The following is a 22443-nucleotide window of genomic DNA, read 5'->3' as shown; positions in this document are numbered from 1 at the left end:
GCGGCGGCCCCATCAGCTGCCAGCGCCGCGGGGGGGTGACGAGCCGATCGGGCGCTCGACGGGCTCGGGGACGAAGCGGGGGAGGCTCACCCGGACCGTCGTGCCGTCGGCGGCGTGCGCGTCGACATCCACGCGGCCGGCGTGCTGGTCGACGATCTTCCGGACGATCGCGAGCCCGAGGCCGGTGCCCGCCGCCTTCGTGGTGAAGAACGGATCGAAGATCTCGGCGAGGATCGTCGGCGCGATCCCTGGCCCCGTGTCCCCGATCGACAGCCACACCTCGTGCGCATCCCCCGACGCGCACGCCCGCAAGACCCCGCCGTCGGGCATCACGTCGAGCGCGTTGACGACGAGGTTCAAGACCACCTGCTTGAGCTTCTCCACGTCGCCCAGCGCGAAGCAGTCGTCCGCCAGATCGCGGACGACCTCGACATGGTGGCTCGCGAACGCCTCCTCCTCGAGGTCGAGCACGTCGCGCACGACGCGGGCCAGATCGACGGGCTCCCGGTGGGGCGCGCGCGGCCGGGCGAGCTCCAGGAACTCGCCGAGGAGCCGGCCCAGGCGGGCGATCTCCGCCTCGACGATGCCGACGCGCCGCTTCATGGGCTCGCGGATCGCCTCGTCGGAGAGGCGGTCGATGCCGCGGCTGAGCAGGTGGAGCTCCAGGACCGCGGCGTTCAGCGGGTTCCTGATCTCGTGGGCGAGCCCGAGGGCGAGCGGGGCCATGGCGTTCAGGGCCTCGGCGTCGGCGGCCCGCCGCTCGAGGGCGCGCCGCTCGGTCACGTCGATGCCGATGCCGTAGACGAGGTCGGTCCTGCCGCCGCGCCCGCCGCCGCGGACGCCGGAGAGGTGCCAGCGCACGCGGCGGACGGCGCCCACCGCGTCCCTGACGCCGACCTCGACCTCGGCGGCGGCGTCGCCCTCGACAACGCTCAGGAACGACTGGTTGAACCGGCGCTGATCGGGCTCGTCGACGAGCGCCTCGCAGAACGCCATGCCGAGCGCGGCGTCGCAGGACACGCCGGTCAGCGCGGACAGGCGCGGGTTGAAGAGCGCGACGCTGCCGCCGGCGTTCAGGCCGAGGATGAGCACGTCCGCCGCGTCGATGATCGCCCGGTACCGGCGCTCGAGCTCTTCCCGCTCCCGCTTCAGCGAGATCTTCTCGATCGCCTGGGCCACGGTGGAGATGAGCTCCTCGGGGCGGAACGACTTGAGGATGAAGGCGAAGGCGCCGGCGCGGAGCGCGGCCATGGCGGCGTCGACGGTCGCGAAGCCGGTCACGAGGACGATCTCGCCGTGGGGGGCGGCGGCGCGGAGCGGGGCGATGAGCTCGAGGCCGCTCGCGTCCGGCAGCTTGACGTCGACGACCGCGACGTCGAACCCGTCGCGCCGGGCGGCCGCGAGCCCCTGCTTGCCGTTCGGCGCGAGGGCGACCTCCACGTCGAGCTCGCGCGCGCCCTCGAGGACCTCGCGGAGGTTTCCGGCGAGGCTCGTGTTGTCGTCCACGATCAGGATTCGAGCGGGCACCTGGGGTCTCCTGGGCGAGCGGTCCGGCGGGCGGCCCGATGCGCGGGGCGCCCTTCCGCTTTGGGGTCTTTCCTAAATTGTATGCTATGAGCCGCCGTCATGCGGTTTGTCGATCGGTGCCGTCTGAAGGTGATCGCCGGGGATGGCGGCAATGGAGCGATCGCATTCCGTCGTGAGAAGTACATCCCGTTCGGGGGCCCCGCGGGTGGAGACGGCGGCCGCGGCGGGGACGTCGTCTTCGTGGGCGACGGAGGCCTGTCCACGCTACTCGACTTCACCTACGCGCGCACGATCGAGGCCGACCGGGGCGAGCACGGGATGGGGAGCGACTGCCACGGGCGCGCCGGCGCCGACCGGGTCGAGAAGCTCCCCGTGGGGACGCAGATCTTCGACGCGGAGAGCGGCGAGCTGATCGCCGACGTGACCGAGCAAGGCCAGCGGGTCATCGTCGCCCGCGGCGGCAAGGGGGGCCGCGGCAACCTGCACTTCAAGTCGCCGCACGACAGGGCCCCGCGGCGCGCCGAGCCGGGCGAGCCGGGCGAGGCCCGCGAGCTCCGCCTCGAGCTGAAGGTGCTCGCCGACATCGGCCTGCTCGGCTTCCCCAACGCCGGCAAGAGCACCTTCGTCGCCGCCGTCTCGGCGGCCCGGCCCAAGATCGGCGACTACCCGTTCACGACGCTCACCCCGATCCTGGGCATGGTCCAGATCGGCGGCGGCGTCCGGGCGGGCGGGTCGAGCTTCGTCATCGCGGACATCCCCGGGCTGGTCCCGGGCGCGAGCGAGGGGGTCGGGCTCGGCATCCAGTTCCTGAAGCACGTGGAGCGGACGCGGGCGCTCCTCCACCTCGTGACGCTCGACCCGGGCGAGGGCCGCGAGCCGCTCGCCGACTACCGGGCGCTCCGCAAGGAGCTCAAGAAGTTCAGCCCGGAGATCGCGGAGCGCCCGGAGATCGTCGTCCTGACGAAGGCCGATCTGACCGAGGTGCGCGAGGCCTACCCGAAGCTCAAGGCGCGGTTCGCGAAGGCGAAGGTGAAGCTCCACCTCATCAGCGCCGCGACGGGCGAAGGGGTGCCTGAGCTCGTCCGCGAGCTCGCGGCGCTCGCGCGCAAGCGGGAAGAGCCGGCAGAGCAGGAAGGCTGAGCGCCTCGGCCCGGACGGCGGGCGCGGCGCGCGGCGCGCGACGACGGCGCGGCGTGAGCGCCGCCGCCGTCGGCGCATCGTGAGACGAAGTGTTCTCACGTGGGCTGGTCCTCCACATCCGTCGTTCGTGGGCTCGAGCGGGCGCGCCCCACCTGGACAGGAGAGCGAAACTCGAGTCCAATTTACGATCCGGACTCACGTGTCCTGTCGGAAGGAGAAGCCCTATGCGCTGGTCGACCCCCAACAAACCGTCTTCTCTCGCGTGGCGTGTCGCCCTCTTCGTGGCGCTCGGCGCGGGCGGGACGGCGCGCGCGGATGTGGTGCAGCCGAACGGCACGGTCGTCCCGGTCACGAGCCGATTGAGCGATCTGCTGAACGGCTCGACGAAGAACGACATGCTCGACGAGATGATCGACGTCGTGGCCGACGCCGCGGTGGAGCCCCAGGTGTTCTCGCCGCTCTGCGAGTTCAGCGGCAAGTACATCGAGAAGGGGGGCGGCGCCAACTTCGCGGTCGGCTGGTACAACGTCGACGATGGCCGCGACAGCGGCGACCCGCCGCGGTACGTCCCCGTCGACACCGGAGCCAACCTCAGCACGCCGGCGCCGGAGAGCGATATCCAGATCCTCTTTCCGTTCTCTGGCTCCCTGCCGCCCGCCGCGCAGCGCGAGCTGACGGCCGTCTCGATCCGGGAGAACCCCGCCTACGCGGGCGGCCTCATCGGCTTCGTGCTGATCCCCAACCCGAACGGCACCGGCAACGGCAACGCCACGCAGTACCATTACACCGAGCACCGGTTCAACGTGGAGTGTAAGGCGTGCGCGAGCCCGGGGCCCTGGTACTCCGATCTCATCTACAGGTCGAACCAGCTCGCCAACACGTTCTACCTGGGGTTCGAGGATCTCGATTTCCAGAACGCCGACGGCAGCGCGGGCGTCAACGGCAATGATCTCGATTACGAGGACTTCCTGTTCCGCTTCTCCGGCATCACGTGCCCGGCAGCCGGCCAGCCGTGCGAGGTCAAGCAGAACGTGGGCGCGTGCCGCGCGGGCATCTCCGACTGCGACGCGCAGGGACAGGCGATCTGCACGCCGATCGTCGAGCCTGGCAGCCAGGCCGAGCAGTGCGATGGCATCGACAACGACTGCGACGACATCGTCGACGAGGAGGCGCCCTGTCCGGAGGACCAGGTGTGCAGCCGCGGCCGCTGCGTGAACCGCTGCGGCTCGGCCGAGTTCCCGTGCGAGCCGGGGCTCGTGTGCCTGGAGGGCCTGTGCGTCGAGCAGGCGTGCGTCGACGCGAACTGCGATGTCGGCCAGGTGTGCCATGACGGCGTGTGCCGCGCCCCGTGCGCCGGCGTGGTGTGCCCGCACGGCCAGACCTGTCGCGGCGACCGCTGCCTCGATCCGTGCGACGGCGTGACGTGCGGCGCGGGCGAGGTGTGCGAGAGCGGCGTCTGCGTCGTCCAGTGCGGCTGCCGCGGCTGTCCCTCGGACGACCGCTGCGCCGCGGGCACCGGGCGGTGCGTCGAGGCCGCGTGCGCCGACGTCGCGTGCGGCGCGGGCAGCTATTGCCGTGGCGGTGCGTGCGTCGACCTCTGCGACGGCGTCGTGTGCCCCGCGGGCGAGCGGTGCGTGGCCGGCATGTGCGCGGAGGAGCCGCCGGCTCCTGCCACAACGACGGCGGCGGGTCCGACGCTCGACGTGGCCGCCTCGGTCGGCGCGGGTGGGGACGCCGCTTCAGGCTCGGGTGGGGCTCCCTCCACCGGCGCGGGCGGGGACGCGAGCGGGAGCGGGGAGTCGGCGGGCTGCAGCTGCAGCCTCGGCGGCGACGCGCCGTCCGCCGGCGGCGTCGCCGCGTTGCTCCTCGCCGTGAGCCTCGGGCTCCGCCGCAGGAGGGGCGGAGACCCGGAGCGCTCGGCCCCGGGCCTCCGGTTCCGTCGTTCAGGGTGATCCGGACGTCGGCCCGAAGAACTCGACATCATCGATCTCGATGGTGCCCGAGTCGACCTTGTCCTTGCCGAGGAAGCCGTTCGCGCGGACGCCGTTCATCTCCGCGCTGAAGGAGAGGCCGACGATCGACCGGAGCACGTCGTTCACATCGTCGCCCGGGTCGCGCCCCTGATCGATGGCCCAGCCGGGGAGCGCCATGTCGGCGAACCTGAGCTCGATCAGCGTCGGCTCGGCGGTGAGCCGCACGTCCCATCCGTGGCGAACGCCCGAGAGCCCTTCGCTCTGCGCCGGGCTCTCGACATCGAAGCGCATCCCGCGCGCCGCCTCCGCCCGCGCCCAGAAGCGGACCCCCTCGAGCGCCGTCGCGTCGATCGTGCCCTCGGCGAGAGGCACCCCGAAGTACACGTACTGCCCCCAGGGAGACGCCTCGTCGCGGAAGTCGAAGCGGAGGAGCATGCTCTGCGCGCCGTTCAGCGGATCTTCCTGCGAAAGGCCCTGCACGGCGCTCGACGCGTTGTTGGTGGACAGCACCGTCCCGACGTACAGCCCGAGCGTGTCCGCGGCCTCGAAGTCGTTGATCCGCGTCGCGGTGAACGAGAAAGGCGCGAGGGGCGTGTCGCCGGCGAAGCGGCCCAGGCGCTCTCGCAGGATCGGCAGCTCGTTCCTGAGGCGCTCGACCGCGGGCTCCCACCCGGCGAGCCCGGGCCCGAGCGGGTCCTCCTCGACGGCGGTGCGGATCAGCGCCGCGTACTTGTCGACCTGCTCCTCGAGCCGCCCTTCGCTGAACGGGCCCTCGTGGAGCGCCTGCAGCGCGGCCTTGTAGCCCGCTGCGTCCTGGTTCAAGGCGGCGAACAGCGCATCGCAGCCCGGCGGGCGCACGTGCTCGGAGCCCATGAACACCGGGACCACGGCGCTGCAGTCCGCCGGCGTCTCCGTCCATCGCGGCACGTGGCCGAAGTAGGTGCTGGGGCCGAGGGTCTGATCGAGATCCCACGGGATGAGGTGGAACTTGCCCGAGGACGGCTCGTCGTAGAAGTAGAAGTTGTGGTTGAACGCGGCGCCCGCCTCGTTGGCGTAGTAGGTCGTGACGCCGTCCCAGTTCACGATCGTCTCGTCGACGGCCATGTACCGCTGCAGCTGTTCGATGTCCGTCCACTCCGACAGCGCGGTGAGCCTCTGATCGCCTTCGGCGGACGCGAGGGCGGTCGAGAACGCGATGAATCGCTCGTGCGTGGCCGCGTCTTCGTTCGTCTCGATCCGCCCCGCGTAGTAGCCGGCGTCGTCCGAGACCGGCCACGCTTCCTTGTAGAGATCGCCGTCCGGGGCCTCGGAGAAGTGGTGTTCTAGGAAGCGGCCGTCCACGTCCTCGACCATCGAGAAGAGCCCCTGCGACTCGCCGTTCACGCGCAGCGTCGCCCACGCGCTCCGCGGGGCGGCGACGCCCATCTCCCGGAACAGGCCATAGGCGATCCGCTCGTGGAGCCGGGTGGGGTCCCAGATCATGGAGTGGAAGTTCAGGCGCTTCTGCGCGTAGAAGCGCTGTCCGTCGACGTACTCGTCGAACTTCACCTTCATGCTGAGCTTCGGACAGGTGAGGTTCCCCTCCCCGTCGAAGCACATGTCGAGGGTGCCGTAACCGCCCTTGAACCGCAGGCCGACCACGCCCAGGCTCTTTCCCTTGTAGCAGGCCTCGGCCTCGACATACTGCTCGTCGCGTGCGTTCTCCTTGAGCTCCGCCCAGCGCTCTTCCGGAAGGTAGAAGTCGAAGCGCGGGACCTCCTCCGCCGCGTACAGCTCGTCCGCGTCGCGGTCGGCCAGCGCGGGGTCGGACGGCTCGCACCGCGGCGTCGGGGGCTGCCCGCCGCTCCCGCCGTCGCTCGTGCCGCCCTCTCCGCCGGCGCCTCCGCCTCCAGCGCCTCCGTCTCCAGCGCCTCCGGCGCCAGCCCCGCCCGAGCCGCCTGGCCCGACGCCGCTGCTCGCGCCTTCGTCATCACCGCAGCCTGCGCCCACCGAGGCAGCCGCAAGTGCAAGCACCATCCAATACCCAAGCTTCATCCAACGATCCTCCAAGAGCCTCGACCCTAGTCGTGGCCATCCCGTCCGTCGATGCCTGATTTTCACGGCAGACATGGACGCCTCGCTGGACATCGTGCGTCGCCGCGCCGCGTGACCCCTTGACCCCGCTCATGACCCGGCACGAGGCGCGCAGTGATGGTACTTTTCCAGGCGTGAGCCAGCGCCCGTATCCTGAGCCCCAGGCAGCCCGCCTCTTGTCCGTCGCGGAGTGGGCAGCGCTGCCGGAAGACGAAGCCGGTGAGCTCATCGATGGCCGCCTGGTCGAGGAAGAGATGCCCGATTGCGTCCACGAGCTGGCCGTCGCCTGGCTCATCCACACCCTGCGGGCCTGGCTCATCCCGCGCGGCGGCTTCGTCTTCGGCTCCGAGGTGAAGTACGCGCTCAAGCCGCGGCGCGGGCGCAAATCCGACGTGTCTGCGTTCCTCCCGACCTCGCGGAGGCCCCCGGCCCGTGGCGCCGTCGGCATCCCGCCGGACATCATGGTCGAGATCGTCTCCCCCTCGCCGCGGGACAGCCGGCGCGATCGCGTCGAGAAGCTCGAGGAGTACGCCGCGTTCGGGGTGCGCTGGTACTGGCTGCTCGATCCGCAGCTCCGCACGCTGGAGATCCACGAGCTCGCGCGCGGCGGGCTCTACCAGCGCCGCCTCACCGCGCCCGGAGGGGTGCTCCGGGAGGTTCCGGGCTGCGAGGGGCTGACGCTCGATCTGGACGCGCTCTTCCGCGAGCTCGACCGGCTCGACGCGACGGAGCCGCAGGAGTCGCCGCAAGGCACCGCGGACGACGAGGCGTGACAGCGCGGGCGGCGAACGGCGCGGCCGCGCGGCGGTTCACCCGCGATGCCAGCGCGGCTCACCCGCGGCGCCGCGGGGCGCGCTCACTCGCGGCGGGGGCCGGCGCCTCGGCCTCGACGGCCAGGCACGCCTCGAACCCCTCGATGTAGCTCGGGTAGAGCAGCGCCATCCCGAGGGCGCGCTTGATCTTCGCGTTGTCCACGGCGCGATCGTGGCGGAGCGTCTCGTGCAGATCCTCCCGCGGCGCCCCGGCCGGCAGCGCGAGGCCGAGCCGCGCGCAGAGCCAGCGGACGACCTCGATCTGCGGCACGGGCGCGTCGTCCGCGACCACGAAGGCCTCTGCGGGGGCGGCGCGATCGGCGCGCTCCAGCGCCGCGAGCGCGAGGCGCGCGAGGTCCTCGACGTGGATGCGCGAGACGACGTTCATGCCCTGCCGATCGCCCTCGCCGGTCATGCGGAAGTCGCCGCGCAAGAGCCGCTGGTGCAGGCCGCGGCCCGGGCCGTAGATGCCCGCGGCGCGCAGCACCACGGCGCCGCGCGCGCGGTACACGTCCTCGGCCGCGAGGCGCGCCGCCGCGCGGGGGCCGTCGGCCGACGTGGGCGTCGCCTCGTCGATGCGCCCCGTCGCGTCGCCGTACACGGCGGTCGACGAGACGTACGCGATAGCGCGCGCGCGGCGGAGGGAAGGCGCGATCGCGGCGTCGGTCACGCCGTCGGGCGGGAAGGCGACGAGCACGTCCGCGCCGTCCGTGACGAGCCGGTCGACGGCCTCGGCGGTGAGCGCCGGAAGGACGCTCACCTCGATGCCCGCCTGCGCGAGCTCCGCGGCGCGCTCCGTCGAGCGCGTCGTCGCGACGACGCGGCCGCCGGACGCCCTCCGCAGGCCGGCGACCACCGCGCCGGTGAAGCCGCAGCCGAGGACGATGAGCGGGGGAGAGGTGTTGAGCATGGGTGCTGGGCGACGCTTCTACCAGCAAGAGCGAGAGGACGCCTCCGCGGCGCGAGAGCGCTGCCGGCCGCGCCCGAGGTGCACGGATGGGGGTCGCGGCGTCGTCGTCTTCGTGCGGGTGGGTCGCCAGGTCTGCGCACCGCCGCCTAGGATGGTCATGGTAGGGCTGGCCGCCGCGCTGCGACCGCCGGCATGGCGGCGGAGCGACGCACCGAAGGCAGGAAGGACAGGGAGATGGGTAATCGGGAGAGAGCGAAGACGCTGCTGCTCGTGGTCGCGACGGCGGGGCTCACCGCGTGTGAGGACGACGATATCTCGATCAATCCCCCGCCTCCACCGCTCGTCTGCGACGAGGTCGCCGACGGCTCGGCGCTGTGGGCCAGGGGGACGCTCACCAAGAATCCTCAGGAGCCCAGCGCTCTCTTGTGGATCGAGCTGAACCACGAAGGCTCATGGGTCGACCCCCCGGTCGTGACGGCCCTGTCGGGGATGACCATCACCTCCATCGACAGCTCCTTCGGTTCGAGGAACATCCATGCCGTCATGGACGACGACGCCACGACCGCCAGCTTCCAGGTGCGCGGCAAGCTCGCTGACAACAAGACGACGTGCGACGTGGACCGCACGTTCACCCTGACGATCGACGAAGAGAACAAGGTTGAGATCACGAGGCACGACGCGCTCCCGTTCCTGCCGCACAGGCACGCCTCGGTCGATCCGGGCAGGCACGCCTCGTTCGACGTGATGCGGTGCGACGGCGGCGACGCCGGGCCGCGCGCGTCGGGCGGTGAGAACGAGCGCGCCCCACGGACGAAGGCCGCTGGCACCCCCGAGGCGACGCCCGACGTGGCGCGGGGCGACGCTGGCCGGAGGGGACAGGCATCTACCCGGCGGAGAGGCTGAGCGAGCGTGGCGAGCGCAGCCCCGCGCCGGCGTCGTGGCATCTCGATCTCGACCTCACGGGTCGACGGCCTGCGCCCCGGGGAGCCGCCCAGGCCGCTTCCACGGCCCGGACGGCGTGGATCCAACGGATGGTCGAGGGCCCGCTCCGCGTCTGGTAGCCTGGTCGACGCGGAGCGGGCGGCCGGGACGCGAGCGAGCTCGCCGCCGCAGCGACGCGCCTCTGCGCATGGCGGTCAACGTCTTCATCTCCTACGCCCCCGCGGATCGGTCGCACCTCGAAGCGCTCGAGGCGCACCTCGCCTCCCTCAAGCGGCAGGGCCTGGTGAGCACCTGGCACCGCGGCCGGATCGGCCCAGGCGCGATGCGCGACGAGTCGATCGCGGCGGAGCTCTCGTCCGCCGAGGTGGTGCTGTTGCTGGTGAGCGAAGCGTTCCTCGCCTCGGACAGCTGCTACGAGCGGGAGCTCGGACGAGCGCTGGAGCGGCATCGCAGCGGGGCGGCGCGCGTGGTGCCCATCCTGGTGCGCGCGTGCGACCTGGAGGGCACCGCTCTTTCGGAGCTCCAGGCGCTGCCGCGAGACGGCGGGGCGGTGACGAGCTGGGCCAACCCGGATGAAGCGTGGAGGGAGGTTGTGCAGGGCATCCGCGCGGCGGTGGAGGAAGCCGCCGCGAGCGCGCGCCCGGAGGCGGCGCTCGCCGGCACAACCGCGCTGCCCGGCGCGCTCGGCGTGAGCCTGCGCGAAGCAGACGAGACGATCCGCGCTGTCGACAAGCAGATCGCCGCCGCGCAGAAGCGGCGGGTGAGGCTGAGGGCCGCCGGCGCGAGCACCGAGGAGGTGGACCGGGAGATCGTCGACCTCCGGCGCAAGCGCCGGGAGGGCGGCCAGCTCCACGTCGGCGAGGAGCTCAGCGACGGCCGGTACCTGCTGCTGGAGCGGATCGGGCGCGGCGGGTTCGCGACCGTGTGGCGTGCGCTCGACGCGGGGCGGGGCGACCTGCCCGTGGCGATCAAGGTGCTGCACCCGAACCTCGCGGGCGACGAGAGCCGGCGGGAGCGGTTCTTCCGTGGAGCGCGCGCGATGGCGGAGCTCGATCACCCGGGCGTGGTGCGCATCCTCGCTCCCAAGGGGGAGGACAGCGGCTGGCATTACTTCGTGATGGAGCTCGTCCATGGCGAGGACGTGCACAGCGCGGTCGTCGGGAAGCGGCTGCCAGCAGAGCGGGTGATCCCGATGCTCCTCAGCGCTGGAGAGGCGATCTCGTTCGCGCACGGGAGGGGGCTCGTGCACCGGGACGTGAAGCCGGCGAACATCCTGCTCGACGGAGAGGGGCTGCCGCGGATCACAGACTTCGATCTGGTCTGGGCGCGCGACACGACGGGGGGCACGAGGAGCGGCGCGCTGGGGACGTTCCTCTACGCGGCGCCGGAGCTGATGCACCGCCCGCAGGACGCGGACGCGCGCGCAGACGTGTACGGGCTTGGCATGACGGCGGTGTTCTGCCTGCACGGGGCGGAGCTGCCGCCGATCATGATGCGGTATCCGGGGCGGGTGATCGAGCGGCTACCGTGCAGCGACGCGGTGCGGAAGGTGCTCGAGAGGGCGATCGAGTTCGAGACGTCGGAGCGATTCCCGGATGTGGCGGCTTTCTGTGAGGCGCTCAGAGTTGCGGCGGAGAGCGGAGGCGACGCGGCGCGGGAGGCGCCAGGAAGCACCACCGCAAGCGAAGGCGAGGCGCCGGGGAAGGCCACCGATGGCGCGCGGCGAGCAAAGGGCAGCTTCATGAGGGCGGTGCAGCGAGACATCGAGCGAGGAGGCCCGGTTCGCGCAGCGATCGAACACGCCATCCTGCACCCACGGGGGGAGCGAGTGAGGCCGTCGGTAAGGGTGAACGTCGTGGACCTCGACGAGATCGGGGAGCAAACGGTCGTGTCCGGACGCTGGAGCCTGATCTGGCGGAAGCCCTTGGTCCCTCGACCTGCCGGCGCGCTCTTTCAGGAGCGCGGGACCTTCCGCTGCACCGTAATCGGGAAGCCGAACAGGAACCAAGCAAACGTGACCTATCAGAGCGGCTTCTTCGAGGCGCTCTTGCCATGGGTTGACATCCCTGGTGGCACGTTCCTCATGGGTAGCCCCGACGAAGACACGGAAGCGCACAAGGTCGAACGACCCCAGCACCAGGCGCATGTCGACGCATTCACCATCGCCGCCACGCCAGTCACGGCAGGGCAATATGCGGCCGTAACCGGTCAGGCCACTGAGGAGAATGCAGCGAATCGGCCAATTTGCAGCATATCATGGCGAGATGCCATCGAGTTCTGCAATGCGCTCTCCCGGCTGGCGGGGAGGCGCCCCTGCTATCTGTTAACCATGGACAGCTGGAGTTGGGCGCGGGACTCAGATGGCTTCCGGCTACCGCAGGAAGCCGAGTGGGAGTACGCGTGCCGCGCCGGCACAACGACTCGCTATTTCTTCGGCGACAACGAGCATCGTTTAGGAGACTTTGCTTGGTACCGTGGGAACAGCGAAAAGCGCGCTGCACCGGTGGGACGGAAGAAGCCCAATCCGTGGGATCTCTACGATATGCACGGGAATGTCTGGGAGTGGATCTGGGACGAGTTCCCCAGGCTCGATCAAGTCGTGTCATCTGACATGCCGCTGGGGCCGGCTGCTCGGCGTACGGGCGATGTACGGGTAGCGCGCGGCGGGTCGTTCCTCGATGGCTCCAAGTGGCTGCGCTCAGCGAGCCGGATCGGCTATGAGCACGGGTACCAGAACGAGAATCTCGGCTTCCGCTGCGCCGGTCCCGCCCACCGAAAAGGCTGATCTCCGTCTCCGGCCGCCCTCAACCCCCCGGCTTTCTCGTATACCGGTGCTTCACCCCGAGCGGGAAGTACTCCGGATCCCCCGCCGCCCTCAGCGTCACCCGCGGCGCCCGCTTCCCGGCCGGCACGTAGCTCCTGAACTCGCTGTTCAGCCGGACGAGGTGCTCCTCGATCGACCGCGCCGTCGCCTCACGCCGCGCCTCGCTCTCCCCCTCCCCCGGCGCGAGCTCGACAACCACCGACAGGACCACATCCCTGTCCGCGCCCTCGCGGACCTCCAGCACGAACTTCCCGGTCACCCACTCCTTCACGCCGGGCTGCTCGATGCCCACGACCACGTTCTCCGGATAGATGTTCGCTCCAAAGTACGACACCGTGAAATCCGAGCGCCCGAACACATGGACGAACGGGAGCTCCCGGGCCCCGCGCTCCCCGTCGAGCTCCCGCCGCGGGTCGAAGCCGAAGCCAGCCAGGGCCGCCATCATGTCCGCGTGCGGATAAACGCCCCCGCTGTCGAGGATCGCATATCGAACGAGCGGGACGCCGTTGTCGCCAGAGAAGAGGAGCATCCCGTCGCGCTGCTCGAAAAACCGCTCCGCGGGGTCGTACTGCACCAGCGTGGGGAGCCGGTCCTGCCCGAACAGGGCGCGCGCGGCGTCCGGCCTCCCCGCGAGGAAGCGGCGGATCGCGACGCTGAGCGGTGTCTCGTTGCCCAGCACGCCGGCGTCCGCCGTCCCGTAGAGCGAAGCCGAGTCGTAGCAGGGCGACGTCGACCCGACGCGCTCGCCGACCAGGGTCCGCCACTCCTCGCTGAACACCTCCCCGGCCATCACGAGCTTGATCCGGAAAGGCGCCCAGTCGACGCCCCGGGCCCGCCCCGTGTCGATGACGTCCTTCAGGAACGGCGGATAGCCGAGCAGGACGACCTGCTCGAAGGCCGGCCCCAGATCCTGCACGACGCGGAAGATCTCGTCCTTGTTGTTGCCCGGCGTGACGACCGTGATCGGATATCCCTTCGCCGCGAGGTGACGGCAGCACGCGGCGGTGTACATCCCGCCCACCCACGAGCCGAGCGCGAAGCACACGACCGCGAGCGTGCGGCGCGTGTCGGCCCGGAAGCCGTCGTGGAACACCTGCTCGAAGCGCCGGGCGACCGGGAGCTCGTCCGTGATGGAGCGCGGCCAGAACGTCGGCTTTCCGGTCGAGCCCGAGGAGACAGCGATCATGTCGCACGGCTCGACGCGCCCGCCCCGGCAGAGATCCGCGATGGGGTGCCGGAGCACGTAGTTCTGCTTCGTGATCACCGGCAGCGCCGCGAAATCCGCGGGCGTCCGGATGGCCGCCGGGTCCACGCCGTGCTCGGCGAGGAAGCGGCGGTAAGCAGGGACAGCGGCGGCGACCTCGTGGAACAGCGCGAGCGCGCGGTCGGCCGGATCGGCCTCACGGTGCCGCGACAGCGCCGCGTCGAGCTGCGTGCTCAGGAAGGCGTCGATGGCCGCCAGGACCCGCTTGGGTTGCACATCCTGCATCGCGAGATCTCCCTCCGTCCGATGTTCGCAGGAACGCAGGAGCCGGTCCAACGCCCGCCTGCCTTCCTCCCCCTCGCCTCGCGGGCGAAAGCGCCCGCGCAGGGTCAGCGCCCTCCACCCCCCGCCGCGCCGGCGAGCTCCGCCGCGAGCGCGATCTCCTCGGCGCGCTTCTCGTAGCCGTCCGGCGGCTCGGGACGCGGGTTCGCGAGCAGCGACGTGATCACCATCTCCAGCCAGCGCCGGAGCGGCGTGTGCTGGAAGCCGAGCTCCGCCCTCGCCTTCGCCGGATCCAGCAGCGACATCCAGCGGTCGCTGAACGGCGACATCGCGACCAGGTCGATGCCGCGGGCCCTGATCGCCGCCGACGGGATCGGCGCGAGCCGCGCCGGCGCGCCGAGCAGCGAGGCGATGAGCTCGAGCAACTCGGTGAGCGTCGGCGTCTCGTCCATGCAGAGGTTGTACGCCTCGCCGAAGGTCGACGGCACGAGGAGCAGCTTCACGATCGCCCTGACGACGTCACCGCTGTAGACGTGCCGCACCGCGTGTCCGCCGCCGTCCGGGACGAGCAGCGGACCGCCGTCGAGCATGCGGACGATGTACCGATCGAGGCGGCGGTAGGGATCGCGCTCCCCGTTCACCATCGGGATGCGCAGGACGGTCGCGGGGAAGCGGTCCCTCTGCCAGGCGGCGGCGATCTCGTCCTCGCAGCCGCGCTTGTTGACGCCGTAAGACCACGCCTCGCGGTCCTTTTCGTCCGCGGGCTCCGGGAGCAAAGGGCCGTGGTAGTCGCGCTCGCGCGAGGGCCGCGGGCACCCCTCCCGGACGAGGTACACCGAGCCGGTGCTGATCATCACGTAGTGACCGATGCGCCCGCCGCCCAGCGCCTGGGCCGCCGCGCGGCCGTCCGCGGCCGTGTACGCGGTGAAGTCCACCGCCGCGTCGAACTCGCGACCTCCGAGCGCCTGCGCGAGATCGCCGGCCGCGCGATCGCAGCGGACCCGCGCGACGCGATCGCCGAACGCATCGGGCGTCGCGCCGCGGTTCAGGAGCGTGACCTGGTGGCCCGCCGCGAGCAGGCGATAGACCAGGAAATGACCCATGAATCGAGTGCCGCCGAGCACGAGGACGCGCATGCGCGGCAACCTATCACCGCTGCGCGCAATGACGATGACGAGGACGCCATCACGCGCGGGACGGCGCGTGGGAAGGCGCGCGAGGCGCGCCGGAAGGAAGACGCCGCCGGGCGGCCTCGCGCGCGGCGCGGACCGGGACCTGGTCGACCCCCGGTCGTGCTAGATAGCGGGCCGTGCCGTTCTCCCACATCCTCGGCCAGGACACCGCGGTCGGCACGCTCGTTCGCGCGCTCGAGGCCGGCCGCGTGCACCACGCCTACCGCTTCGAGGGCCCGCCGGGCGTCGGCAAGGAGCTCGCGGCCGTCGCCCTCTCCCAGGCGCTCGTCTGCACCGGGGGCGATCCGCTCGGCTGCGGGCGCTGCGACGCGTGCCGGCGCGCGGCCGCGCGCTCCGACGGGCGCCCCCCGGCGCCGCTCCACCCGGACGTGCAGATCGTCGCGAAGAACTTCTACCCCGCCGCCGTCATCGGCCGGAGCCGCGACGAGCTGACCGAGATCTCGGTCGACCAGGTCCGCGCCATCGTGCTCGCCCGCGCCGCCTACCCGCCCCACGAGGGGCGCGCTCGGGTGTTCATCGTCCGCGACGCCGAGGACCTCAGCGTCGGCGCCGCGAACGCGTTCCTCAAGACGCTCGAGGAGCCGCGGCCCGGCACCCACTTCATCCTCTTGACCTCGCGCGGCGATCGCCTGCTCAACACGATCCGCTCGCGCACCCTGCCCGTGCGCTTCGCCCCGCTCTCCGAGGCCCTCATCCGCCGCATCCTCCATGATCGCGGCGTGCCCGAGGGGCGGCACGACCTCGCCGTCGAGCTCGCCGCCGGCAGCGCGTCCACGGCGCTCGATCTCGCGGACGAGGAGCAGACCGCCTCGCGCGACGCCTTTGTAAAGGGTGTCCTCGATGCCGCGGCCGCCCGGGACCTCGGGCCCGCCGTCGCGTTCGCCGAGTCGGTGGACCGCGACAAGGGGGCCCTCAAGGACGACCTCCGCGCGCTGAGCGCCGCGCTCGCCCGCGAGGCCCGCGCCGCTGTCGCGTCCGATCCGCGCCACGCGGGCCTGTCGGCCCGGCGTTACGCGGCGGTCTCCCGCGCCGTCGCGCAGCTCGAGCGCAACGCCTCGCCGAGCCTCGCGATGGCGTCGCTGATCGCGGAGCTGCGCAGCGTCGTCGGCTGACAGGCGCCGCGCGGCCACGTGGCCGCGCGGGCCGGCGTCAGCCCTCGCCGCCTCCGCCCAGCCGCTCGTATCCGCCCTCCTCGATGCGCCGCCCGGCCCACGCGTGGATCCGCCCCTCGCTGGCGAGCACCACGGCCGCGTCGCGCCCGGCGCCGTCGTAGAGGGCGATGATCCCTGCGTCGCCCACGGGGGGCGCGCCCTGCCCGCACCGCTCGAGCGCCGCTGGCAGCCGCGCCCGCCGCCGCATGGTCGCTCCCGCGATCTCGAGCGTCGCCGGCGGCTCGTCCGGCGAGTCGGCCGCCGCGGGCGCGAGCCACAGGATCTCGCGCCGTGGCGCGGGGAAGGCCACGACCGCTCCGTGCGCGCCGCCCTCGGGCGCGAGGAACACCGCGGCGACGATCTCGCCCCGCTCGCGCGCGACGATCGCGCCCGAGAGCCAGCGCTCCTCGCTCCCGGCGAGGACCACGTCGCCAAGCGCGAGCGGCAGCTCGTGCCACGGCGCGTCTCCCGGGGGCGCCGCCGGCGCGTCTCGCGCGCGCTCGCCGCCGCCCCCGCCCGGCGCCTCCCGCTCGCGGCGCGACGCCATGTAGCCCACGGTCGCGGCCACCGCGGCGGCCGCCGCGAGCAGCGTGAGGCTCATCGCGCGCCCCTGTCCACCGGCGCCGCGCGCGCGCCCGCCAGCGCGAGCGCCTGCTGGAGCGCCCGCGCCCGCGCGCTCACCTCCTCGAGGGCGCGCGGCGCGGGCGTGCCCTGATCCGGCAGCAGCGCGGCGATGATCGCGGCGGCCGAGCAGCGCGCGCCCACCTCGGCCGCCCTCTCCAGCGAGATGCCGCCGATCGCCACGACCGGGAGCCCGGGACGCACCCGCTCGACCAGGGCGCACAGCGACGCGAGCCCCTCGAGGCCGACCACGGCGTCGGGGCGCTCCTTGCTCGAGGTCGCGAAGATCGGCCCGATGGCGACATAGTCGAGGCGCTCGAGGGAATCGCCGGAATCACCGGCATCGCGGAGCTCGCTCGACGCCCGCAACGCGGCCTCGATCTGCGCGGACGTGTGGGTCGAGAGCCCGACGCGCAGCGGGACGGAAGCGCGCTGCGCCAGCCTGCGAACCGCGGCTACCGGAAGATCGTCCTGGCCGACGTGCACGCCGTCGCAGCGGGCGAGGATCGCGAGATCCGCCCTGTCGTTCGCGAACAGCGGCACCCCCGCGCGCGCGGCCAGGGGCTGGATCGCGCGGAGCAGCGAGAGCGTCTGGGCCGCCCCGCCCCGCTTGTCGCGCAGCTGGATGGCCGCGGGGCGCGCGTCGAGGACGGCCTCGGCGAACGCCGCAGGATCGAGCCCGCGGCGCGCGAGCGAGTCGGTGTCGACGATGGCGTACAGGCCGCGCATGACCACGCTTCGAGCGGTGGGAGAGCGCCCGGGCGCTCCGGAGGAGGCCAGGCTCGCTGGCTACGCTAAGGTTGACGCCCCCGGAAAGAAAGCGGAAGCGTTCGCTCCCGAACGGATCCTCCATGCGCACACGTCTCGTCCGGATCGCCTGTCTGTTCACCTCGATCGCTCCTGTTGCAGCGGCCGTGATGGGGCTCGTGTCGAGCCCTGCGCTCGCGCAGGAGAAGTCGAGCCCCGCGCAGCAGAGCGACGGGCCGGGCTCCGCCGTGCCAACGGAGGGGCCGAAGACTGGCGCGGCCCCGCCGCCTGCGGGGAGCAAGGTCACCGCGCCCAAGGCGGGCGTCGGCGCGCCCAAGGCGAGCGCGAAGAAGAAGGCGCCCGAGTCCCCGCCGCTGCCGCCTCCACCGGCGCGCCTGTGGCTCATCGCGCCGTCGCCTCACGGGCCCTGGACGTTGCGGATCGACAACGAAGGGGAGCGGCCGATGCGCATCCCGGCGGACGTGCGGCTGCTGCGCCTCGAGGTCGACACGCTGAACAAGCGCGCGAAGAAGACGGTTCGCTGCGCCGCGCCCGCGGGGCTCAAGCCGAGCGGCTTCCCGGAGCGGCGCGCGCTGCTGCTCGCGCCCGGTCAGTCGTACATGGAGCATTTCGACCCGCGCCTGCTCTGCTTCGGCAAGGACGAGGCGGCGCTCGCGGGCGGCTCGGTGGTGAGGACCTGGTACGGCTGGGGTCCGCCGCCCAAGTGGTCGAAGAAGCCGCCTGCGGCGCCGTTCGCTGCGGAGTCGACGGACGATCCGCCGGCGTTCGCCCCTGCGCCCGGCCTCGCGGCGCCCACCGTCGTGCTGAGCTACGGGCTGCCCCCGAAGGAGGCGGCCGCGGACGCTGCCGGCGGCACCGAGCCAGCCTCTCCGGCGGACGAGACGGCTCAGCCTCCTGGCGACAAGGCCGCTCAATCCTCGGGTGACAAGGCGGCTCAGGCCACGGACGATAAGGGTGCTCAGGCCACGGGCGACAAGGCGGCTCAGCCCGCGGACGACAGAGCGGCCCAGACATCCGCGGACAGGCCAGCCGGCGAGTCCGCGGAAAAGCGCGTTCCGTCGGACAAGGACCACGGCGCCGGTGCGCGGGGCAAGCCGATCGTGGACGCCAACACGCCTCGCCTGGAGCTCACGAGCGAACCCTGGTCCGACGCGGCGAGCCCTCGCTCGATCGTCGTCCGGGTGAGCGCCAAGAACGCTGGCAGGCGCCCCATGACCGTCGCCATCCGGTCTCGGATGCTCGAGTTCCACGTCGCCGGCCCGAACGGCGAGACGGTATGCACGGCGGCCCCGCCGACGGGGGCGATCCCGCGCGATCTCTTCAGGACGCTGAAGCCCGGCGCATCGGCCGACGTCTCGCTCCTCCTCCGGGAGGTCTGCCCCGCCGACACGTTCAACCGCGAGGGCCTCTACGAGGTCACGGCCACGCTGCACGCGAACGAGCCGGGCAGCGAGCTCGGCCTGGACGCGTACACCGCCGTCGTCCCCGCCAAGAACACGACGCTCCTTCGCGTGAAGAGCGCACCAGAGCCGTTCTACGCGGCCGCGCCGCGAGCCGTGCCGACGCCCAAGCCGAAGCCCGAGGCCAGCCAGGCGCCGGAACACGAGGAGCACGACCCGTAGCGCGAGGCACAGGACCGCGCGTCAGTTCGGCAGGGACACCCTGACGCGGGGCACGCCGTCCCTGGCGCGACTTACACCGGCAGGATCCCCCGCTTCTTCTCCGGCCGCTCCACCCGCTTCTTCCGCGCGAGCTCCAGCCCCCACGCGATCGCCCTCCGCGTGTCCCGCGGGTCGATCACGTCGTCGATGAGCCCCCAGCCGGCGACCTTCATCACGTCGATGTTCTTCTGGATCGCGTCGACCATCCCCTGCTTCACCTCCGGCGGCGGCGGCGCGTCACCGAACACCTTCCTCGCCGCGATCCCGAGCATCCCCTCCGGCCCCATCACGCTGATCTCGGCGGTCGGCCAGCCGACGATGAGGTCCGGCTCGTACGCGCGCCCGCACATCACGTAGTAGCCCGCGCCGTACGCCTTGCGCACGACCACCGTGATCTTGGGCACCGTGGCCGCCGCCATGACGTGCAGCATCTTCGCCCCGTGGCGGATGATCCCCTCGTGCTCGACCTTCGAGCCGATCATGAACCCCGGCACGTCCTGCAGGAACACGAGCGGGAGGTTGAACGCGTCGCAGATCTGCATGAAGCGCGCGGCCTTGTCCGACGCGTCCACGTCGAGGATGCCGCCCATCTGGGTCGGCTGGTTGGCCACGACGCCGACCGGCTGGCCGCCGATGCGCGCGAGGCAGGTGATGATCGACCGCGCCCACCGCGGCTTCAGGTCGAACCGCTCACCGTGATCGACGATGGCGTCGATCAGCTTCAGCATGTCGTAGGCGCGCCGCGGGCTCTCCGGCAGGAGGTCGAGCAGCGACTCCTCCCGCCGGTCGATCGGATCCGTGACCGGCAGGCGCGGCGGATCCTCGTCGCAGCTCGAGGGGAAGAACGACAGGTACCGCTTCACCGCGGCGACGCACGCGGCGTCGCTCGGGTACTCCGCGTCCCCGACGCCGCTCTTCGTCGTGTGCACCTTGCTGCCGCCGAGCTCCTGCTCGGAGATGTCCTCGCCCGTCATCGCGCGCACGAGGGCCGGACCGCCGAGCGCCATCGAGCCGACGTCCTTGACCATCGGCACGAAGTCCGCGAGCCCCGGGATGTACGCCGTGCCCGCGGCGCCGGGCCCCACCATGGCCGCGACCTGCGGCACGACGCCGCTCATGTGCACCTGCTCGCGGAACAGGTGCCCGGAGCCGGCGAACAGCGAGATGCTGTCCGGGTGCATCGAGCCGGGATCGATGCGCGCCCCGCCCGAGTCGATGAACCACACGATCGGCCAGCGGCCGCGGAGCGCCATCTGCCGCAGGCGGGTCACCTTCTCCTCGCCCGTCTGCCCGATGCTGCCGCCCTTCACGGTGAAGTCGTACGCCGCGGCGCAGACCATCCGCCCGTCGACCTTGCCGAACCCGCAGACCACCGCGTCCGCCGGCGGCCTGTCGCTCCCGTCCGGCCCTGCCGCGAGCCCCATCTGCGTGCCGTGCATCCCCACCTCGAAGTGCACGCCGTCGTCGAAGAACGCCGCGAGCCGCTCCCGCGCCGTCATCTTCCCGCGCGCGTGCTGCTTCGCCACGCGCTCCTCGCCGCCCATCCGCCGCACCTGCTCCCGGCGGGCCTCGAGGTCCTTCACGAGCTCTCGCATGTTCACGGGCCACCTCTCCCTGCGCGCCCCGGCGCGCCTACTTGCCCGACCAGCGGGGCTTTCGCTTCTCCAGGAAGGCCAGGAGCCCTTCCCGCGCGTCGTCCGTCGCGAGGCAGCCGGCGAGCCGCTCGCGCAGGAGCGGCAGCGCCGACTCGAGGTCGAGATCGTCCTGCGCCGCGAACGCCTCGAGGCCGAGGCGCACCGCGATCGGGCTCTTCGAGGCGATGGCGGAGGTCACCTCGTCGACCGCGGCGTCGAGCGCGCCCGGCTCGACCACCTTGTTGAGCAGGCCGCACTGCGCGGCCTCGTCGGCGTCGAGGCGCTGCCCGAGGAGCATCATCTCCAGCAGCTTGCGCCGGCTCACGTGCCGCTGGAGCACCGCCATGATCATCATCGGGAACAGGCCGACGTTGATCTCCGGCGTCCCGAGCTTGGCGCCGCGGGCGCCGATCGCGACGTGCGACGCCGCGACGAGCCCGAGCCCGCCGCCCAGCGCGTGCCCGTTCACCCGCGCCACGATCGGCTTGCTCGAGTTCGCGAAGGCGAGCAGGAGGTCCGCGTAATCGCCCTTCATCTCGGGCGGCGGCGCCCCCTCGGCGCCCGCGATCTGCGCGAAGTCCCCGCCCGCGCAGAACGCGTCGCCCGCGCCCGTCAGGACCACGCAGCGCACCGCCTCGTCCGCCGCGCCCTCCGCGAGGGCGTCGAGGAGCTCGCTCACCATCGCCGGCCCGATCGCGTTCTTGCGCCACGGGTTGTTCAGCGTGAGCCGGAGGACGCCCCCCGCGGAGAAGGCCTGGATGACCGTGTACGCGCGCTCCGTCATGAGGCCGCCGCTCCTGCCGCGCCGCCGTCGTGAAGGCCCAGGATCTGCCGGGCTTCCTCGACGGTCGCCGGCCTGCGGCCGACGTCGCGCACCATGCGCACGGCCACCTCGCAGAGCTCTCCGTTGCTGCGCGCCATCTCGCCGCTCGGCAGGTAGAAGTGGTCCTCGAGCCCGCACCGCACGTTGCCGCCGAGCACGAGCGCCGCCGCCAGCATCCTCCATTGCCCGTGGCTGATCCCGATCACCTCCCACTCCGAGCCGGGCGGCATGATCCTGGTCTGGAGCTGGAGCGATTCCACGTGCGCGGGGATGCCGCCCAGCACGTTGACGATGAACGAGAACTGGAGCGGGGGTCTGAGGAGCCCCATGTCGACGAGCGGCCAGGTGCCCTGGGTGTGCCCCGTATCGAAGCACTCGAGCTCGGGCTTCGTCCCGGCCTCGTTCATTGCGTCAAGGAGCTTGCTGATCTTCGCGTACGTGTTGGGAAACACCATATCGAAATCGAAGGTCTTCCGCGCGCGCGAGTACTTCGAGTAGTTCATGGTGCCCATGTTGAGCGCCGCGATCTCGGGGCGGCTCTCCCGGAGGGTCGCGCACTGCTCGCTCACGTCGTCGAGGAGGGTGCCCGTCGAGAAGTTCAGGATCACCGGGCAGCGCTTGCGCACCTCGTCCTTGATCCGCGCGAACACGGCCGGAGAGAACGTCGGTGATCCGTCGTCGTTGCGCGCGTGGATGTGCACCGCCGCCGCCCCTGCGTCGTAGGCCCGCTTCGCCTCCTCGGCGATCTCGACCGGCGTATACGGGATGGCGGGGCATTGCTTGCGGCCGGCGAGCACCCCTGACAGCGCGCAGGTCACCACGCAGATATCGGGATCTCGTCCGTTCGGATCCCTCGGTTCTCCGGTGAACGTCGGCTTCTCTCTCATGCCCCCTGCCTTCCTTTC

General features: G+C 72.0%; 17 protein-coding genes. 7 read left to right on the top strand and 10 right to left on the bottom strand.

Annotated features, from left to right (window positions below):
* Nucleotides 1-12: 12 nt before the first annotated feature.
* Complete coding sequence (locus tag WMF45_RS09995; protein ID WP_437716688.1) at nt 13-1527, bottom strand: ATP-binding protein; 1515 nt, start codon at nt 1525-1527, stop codon at nt 13-15.
* Nucleotides 1528-1626: 99 nt separating this feature from the next.
* Here WMF45_RS09995 and obgE point away from each other — a divergent pair, with 99 nt between their 5' ends.
* Both obgE and WMF45_RS09985 read left to right on the top strand, forming a co-directional pair.
* Nucleotides 1627-2667, top strand: coding sequence for a GTPase ObgE (gene obgE, locus WMF45_RS09990; protein WP_437716687.1), 1041 nt, complete (start codon nt 1627-1629; stop codon nt 2665-2667).
* A 224-nt stretch (nt 2668-2891) separates the two neighbouring features.
* Nucleotides 2892-4619, top strand: coding sequence for a hypothetical protein (locus WMF45_RS09985; protein WP_437716686.1), 1728 nt, complete (start codon nt 2892-2894; stop codon nt 4617-4619).
* On the opposite strand, the gene WMF45_RS09980 is transcribed toward WMF45_RS09985, so the two are convergent.
* Entirely contained in the window at nt 4611-6674 is a 2064-nt protein-coding gene (locus WMF45_RS09980) for a CotH kinase family protein (protein WP_437716685.1), read from the bottom strand. The genes WMF45_RS09985 and WMF45_RS09980 overlap by 9 nt on opposite strands.
* A gap of 173 nt (nt 6675-6847) precedes the next feature.
* On the opposite strand from WMF45_RS09980, the gene WMF45_RS09975 reads away from it, so the two are divergent.
* Nucleotides 6848-7486: a Uma2 family endonuclease gene (locus WMF45_RS09975; RefSeq protein ID WP_437716684.1), complete on the top strand. Its 639-nt coding sequence runs from the start codon at nt 6848-6850 to the stop codon at nt 7484-7486.
* 58 nt (nt 7487-7544) lie between these two features.
* Here WMF45_RS09975 and WMF45_RS09970 read toward each other — a convergent pair whose 3' ends face one another.
* Complete coding sequence (locus WMF45_RS09970) at nt 7545-8435, bottom strand: NAD-dependent epimerase/dehydratase family protein (RefSeq protein ID WP_437716683.1); 891 nt, start codon at nt 8433-8435, stop codon at nt 7545-7547.
* A gap of 234 nt (nt 8436-8669) precedes the next feature.
* On the opposite strand from WMF45_RS09970, the gene WMF45_RS09965 reads away from it, so the two are divergent.
* A complete protein-coding gene (locus WMF45_RS09965; RefSeq protein ID WP_437716682.1) occupies nt 8670-9338 on the top strand; it encodes a hypothetical protein in 669 nt (222 codons plus the stop codon).
* 226 nt (nt 9339-9564) lie between these two features.
* Entirely contained in the window at nt 9565-12162 is a 2598-nt protein-coding gene (locus WMF45_RS09960) for an SUMF1/EgtB/PvdO family nonheme iron enzyme (RefSeq protein WP_437716681.1), read from the top strand.
* Nucleotides 12163-12181: 19 nt separating this feature from the next.
* Here WMF45_RS09960 and WMF45_RS09955 read toward each other — a convergent pair whose 3' ends face one another.
* Together WMF45_RS09955 and WMF45_RS09950 are read right to left on the bottom strand one after the other, a co-directional pair.
* Entirely contained in the window at nt 12182-13690 is a 1509-nt protein-coding gene (locus tag WMF45_RS09955; protein WP_437716680.1) for a phenylacetate--CoA ligase family protein, read from the bottom strand.
* 104 nt (nt 13691-13794) lie between these two features.
* Nucleotides 13795-14823, bottom strand: a complete 1029-nt coding sequence (locus tag WMF45_RS09950) for an NAD-dependent epimerase/dehydratase family protein (protein ID WP_437716679.1) — start codon at nt 14821-14823, stop codon at nt 13795-13797.
* A gap of 173 nt (nt 14824-14996) precedes the next feature.
* On the opposite strand from WMF45_RS09950, the gene WMF45_RS09945 reads away from it, so the two are divergent.
* Nucleotides 14997-15992 carry an ATP-binding protein gene (locus WMF45_RS09945; RefSeq protein ID WP_437716678.1) on the top strand — a complete coding sequence of 332 codons (996 nt, stop codon included), beginning with the start codon at nt 14997-14999 and terminating at the stop codon, nt 15990-15992.
* Nucleotides 15993-16029: 37 nt separating this feature from the next.
* Here the strand turns inward: WMF45_RS09945 and WMF45_RS09940 are convergent, their stop codons facing one another.
* Nucleotides 16030-16632 carry a hypothetical protein gene (locus WMF45_RS09940; RefSeq protein ID WP_437716677.1) on the bottom strand — a complete coding sequence of 201 codons (603 nt, stop codon included), beginning with the start codon at nt 16630-16632 and terminating at the stop codon, nt 16030-16032.
* The gene (locus tag WMF45_RS09935) at nt 16629-17381 is read right to left on the bottom strand and encodes a thiamine phosphate synthase (RefSeq protein WP_437716676.1); all 753 of its coding nucleotides are present in this window, start codon (nt 17379-17381) and stop codon (nt 16629-16631) included. Before WMF45_RS09935 ends, WMF45_RS09940 begins: the two co-directional genes overlap by 4 nt.
* 122 nt (nt 17382-17503) lie before the next feature.
* Between WMF45_RS09935 and WMF45_RS09930 the strand changes: the two genes are divergently transcribed.
* Nucleotides 17504-19042, top strand: coding sequence for a hypothetical protein (locus WMF45_RS09930; protein ID WP_437716675.1), 1539 nt, complete (start codon nt 17504-17506; stop codon nt 19040-19042).
* A gap of 71 nt (nt 19043-19113) precedes the next feature.
* Here WMF45_RS09930 and WMF45_RS09925 read toward each other — a convergent pair whose 3' ends face one another.
* From WMF45_RS09925 to WMF45_RS09915, 3 genes are read right to left on the bottom strand one after another with little or no spacing between them, the layout of a single operon-like run.
* A complete protein-coding gene (locus WMF45_RS09925; protein WP_437719514.1) occupies nt 19114-20676 on the bottom strand; it encodes an acyl-CoA carboxylase subunit beta in 1563 nt (520 codons plus the stop codon).
* A 37-nt stretch (nt 20677-20713) separates the two neighbouring features.
* Nucleotides 20714-21499 (bottom strand): enoyl-CoA hydratase/isomerase family protein, encoded by a 786-nt coding sequence (locus tag WMF45_RS09920; protein ID WP_437716674.1) that lies wholly within the window; start codon nt 21497-21499, stop codon nt 20714-20716.
* Nucleotides 21496-22425 (bottom strand): 3-keto-5-aminohexanoate cleavage protein, encoded by a 930-nt coding sequence (locus tag WMF45_RS09915; protein ID WP_437716673.1) that lies wholly within the window; start codon nt 22423-22425, stop codon nt 21496-21498. The genes WMF45_RS09920 and WMF45_RS09915 overlap by 4 nt, the downstream gene beginning before the upstream one ends.
* Nucleotides 22426-22443: the final 18 nt, after the last annotated feature.

Source organism: Sorangium sp. So ce448, from assembly GCF_051520915.1.
In the GTDB taxonomy this organism is placed as follows: Bacteria; Myxococcota_A; Polyangia; order Polyangiales; family Polyangiaceae; genus Sorangium; species Sorangium cellulosum_B.
Note: the sequence above shows the minus strand (reverse complement) of the source record. Positions and strands in the feature narration are given on the sequence as shown.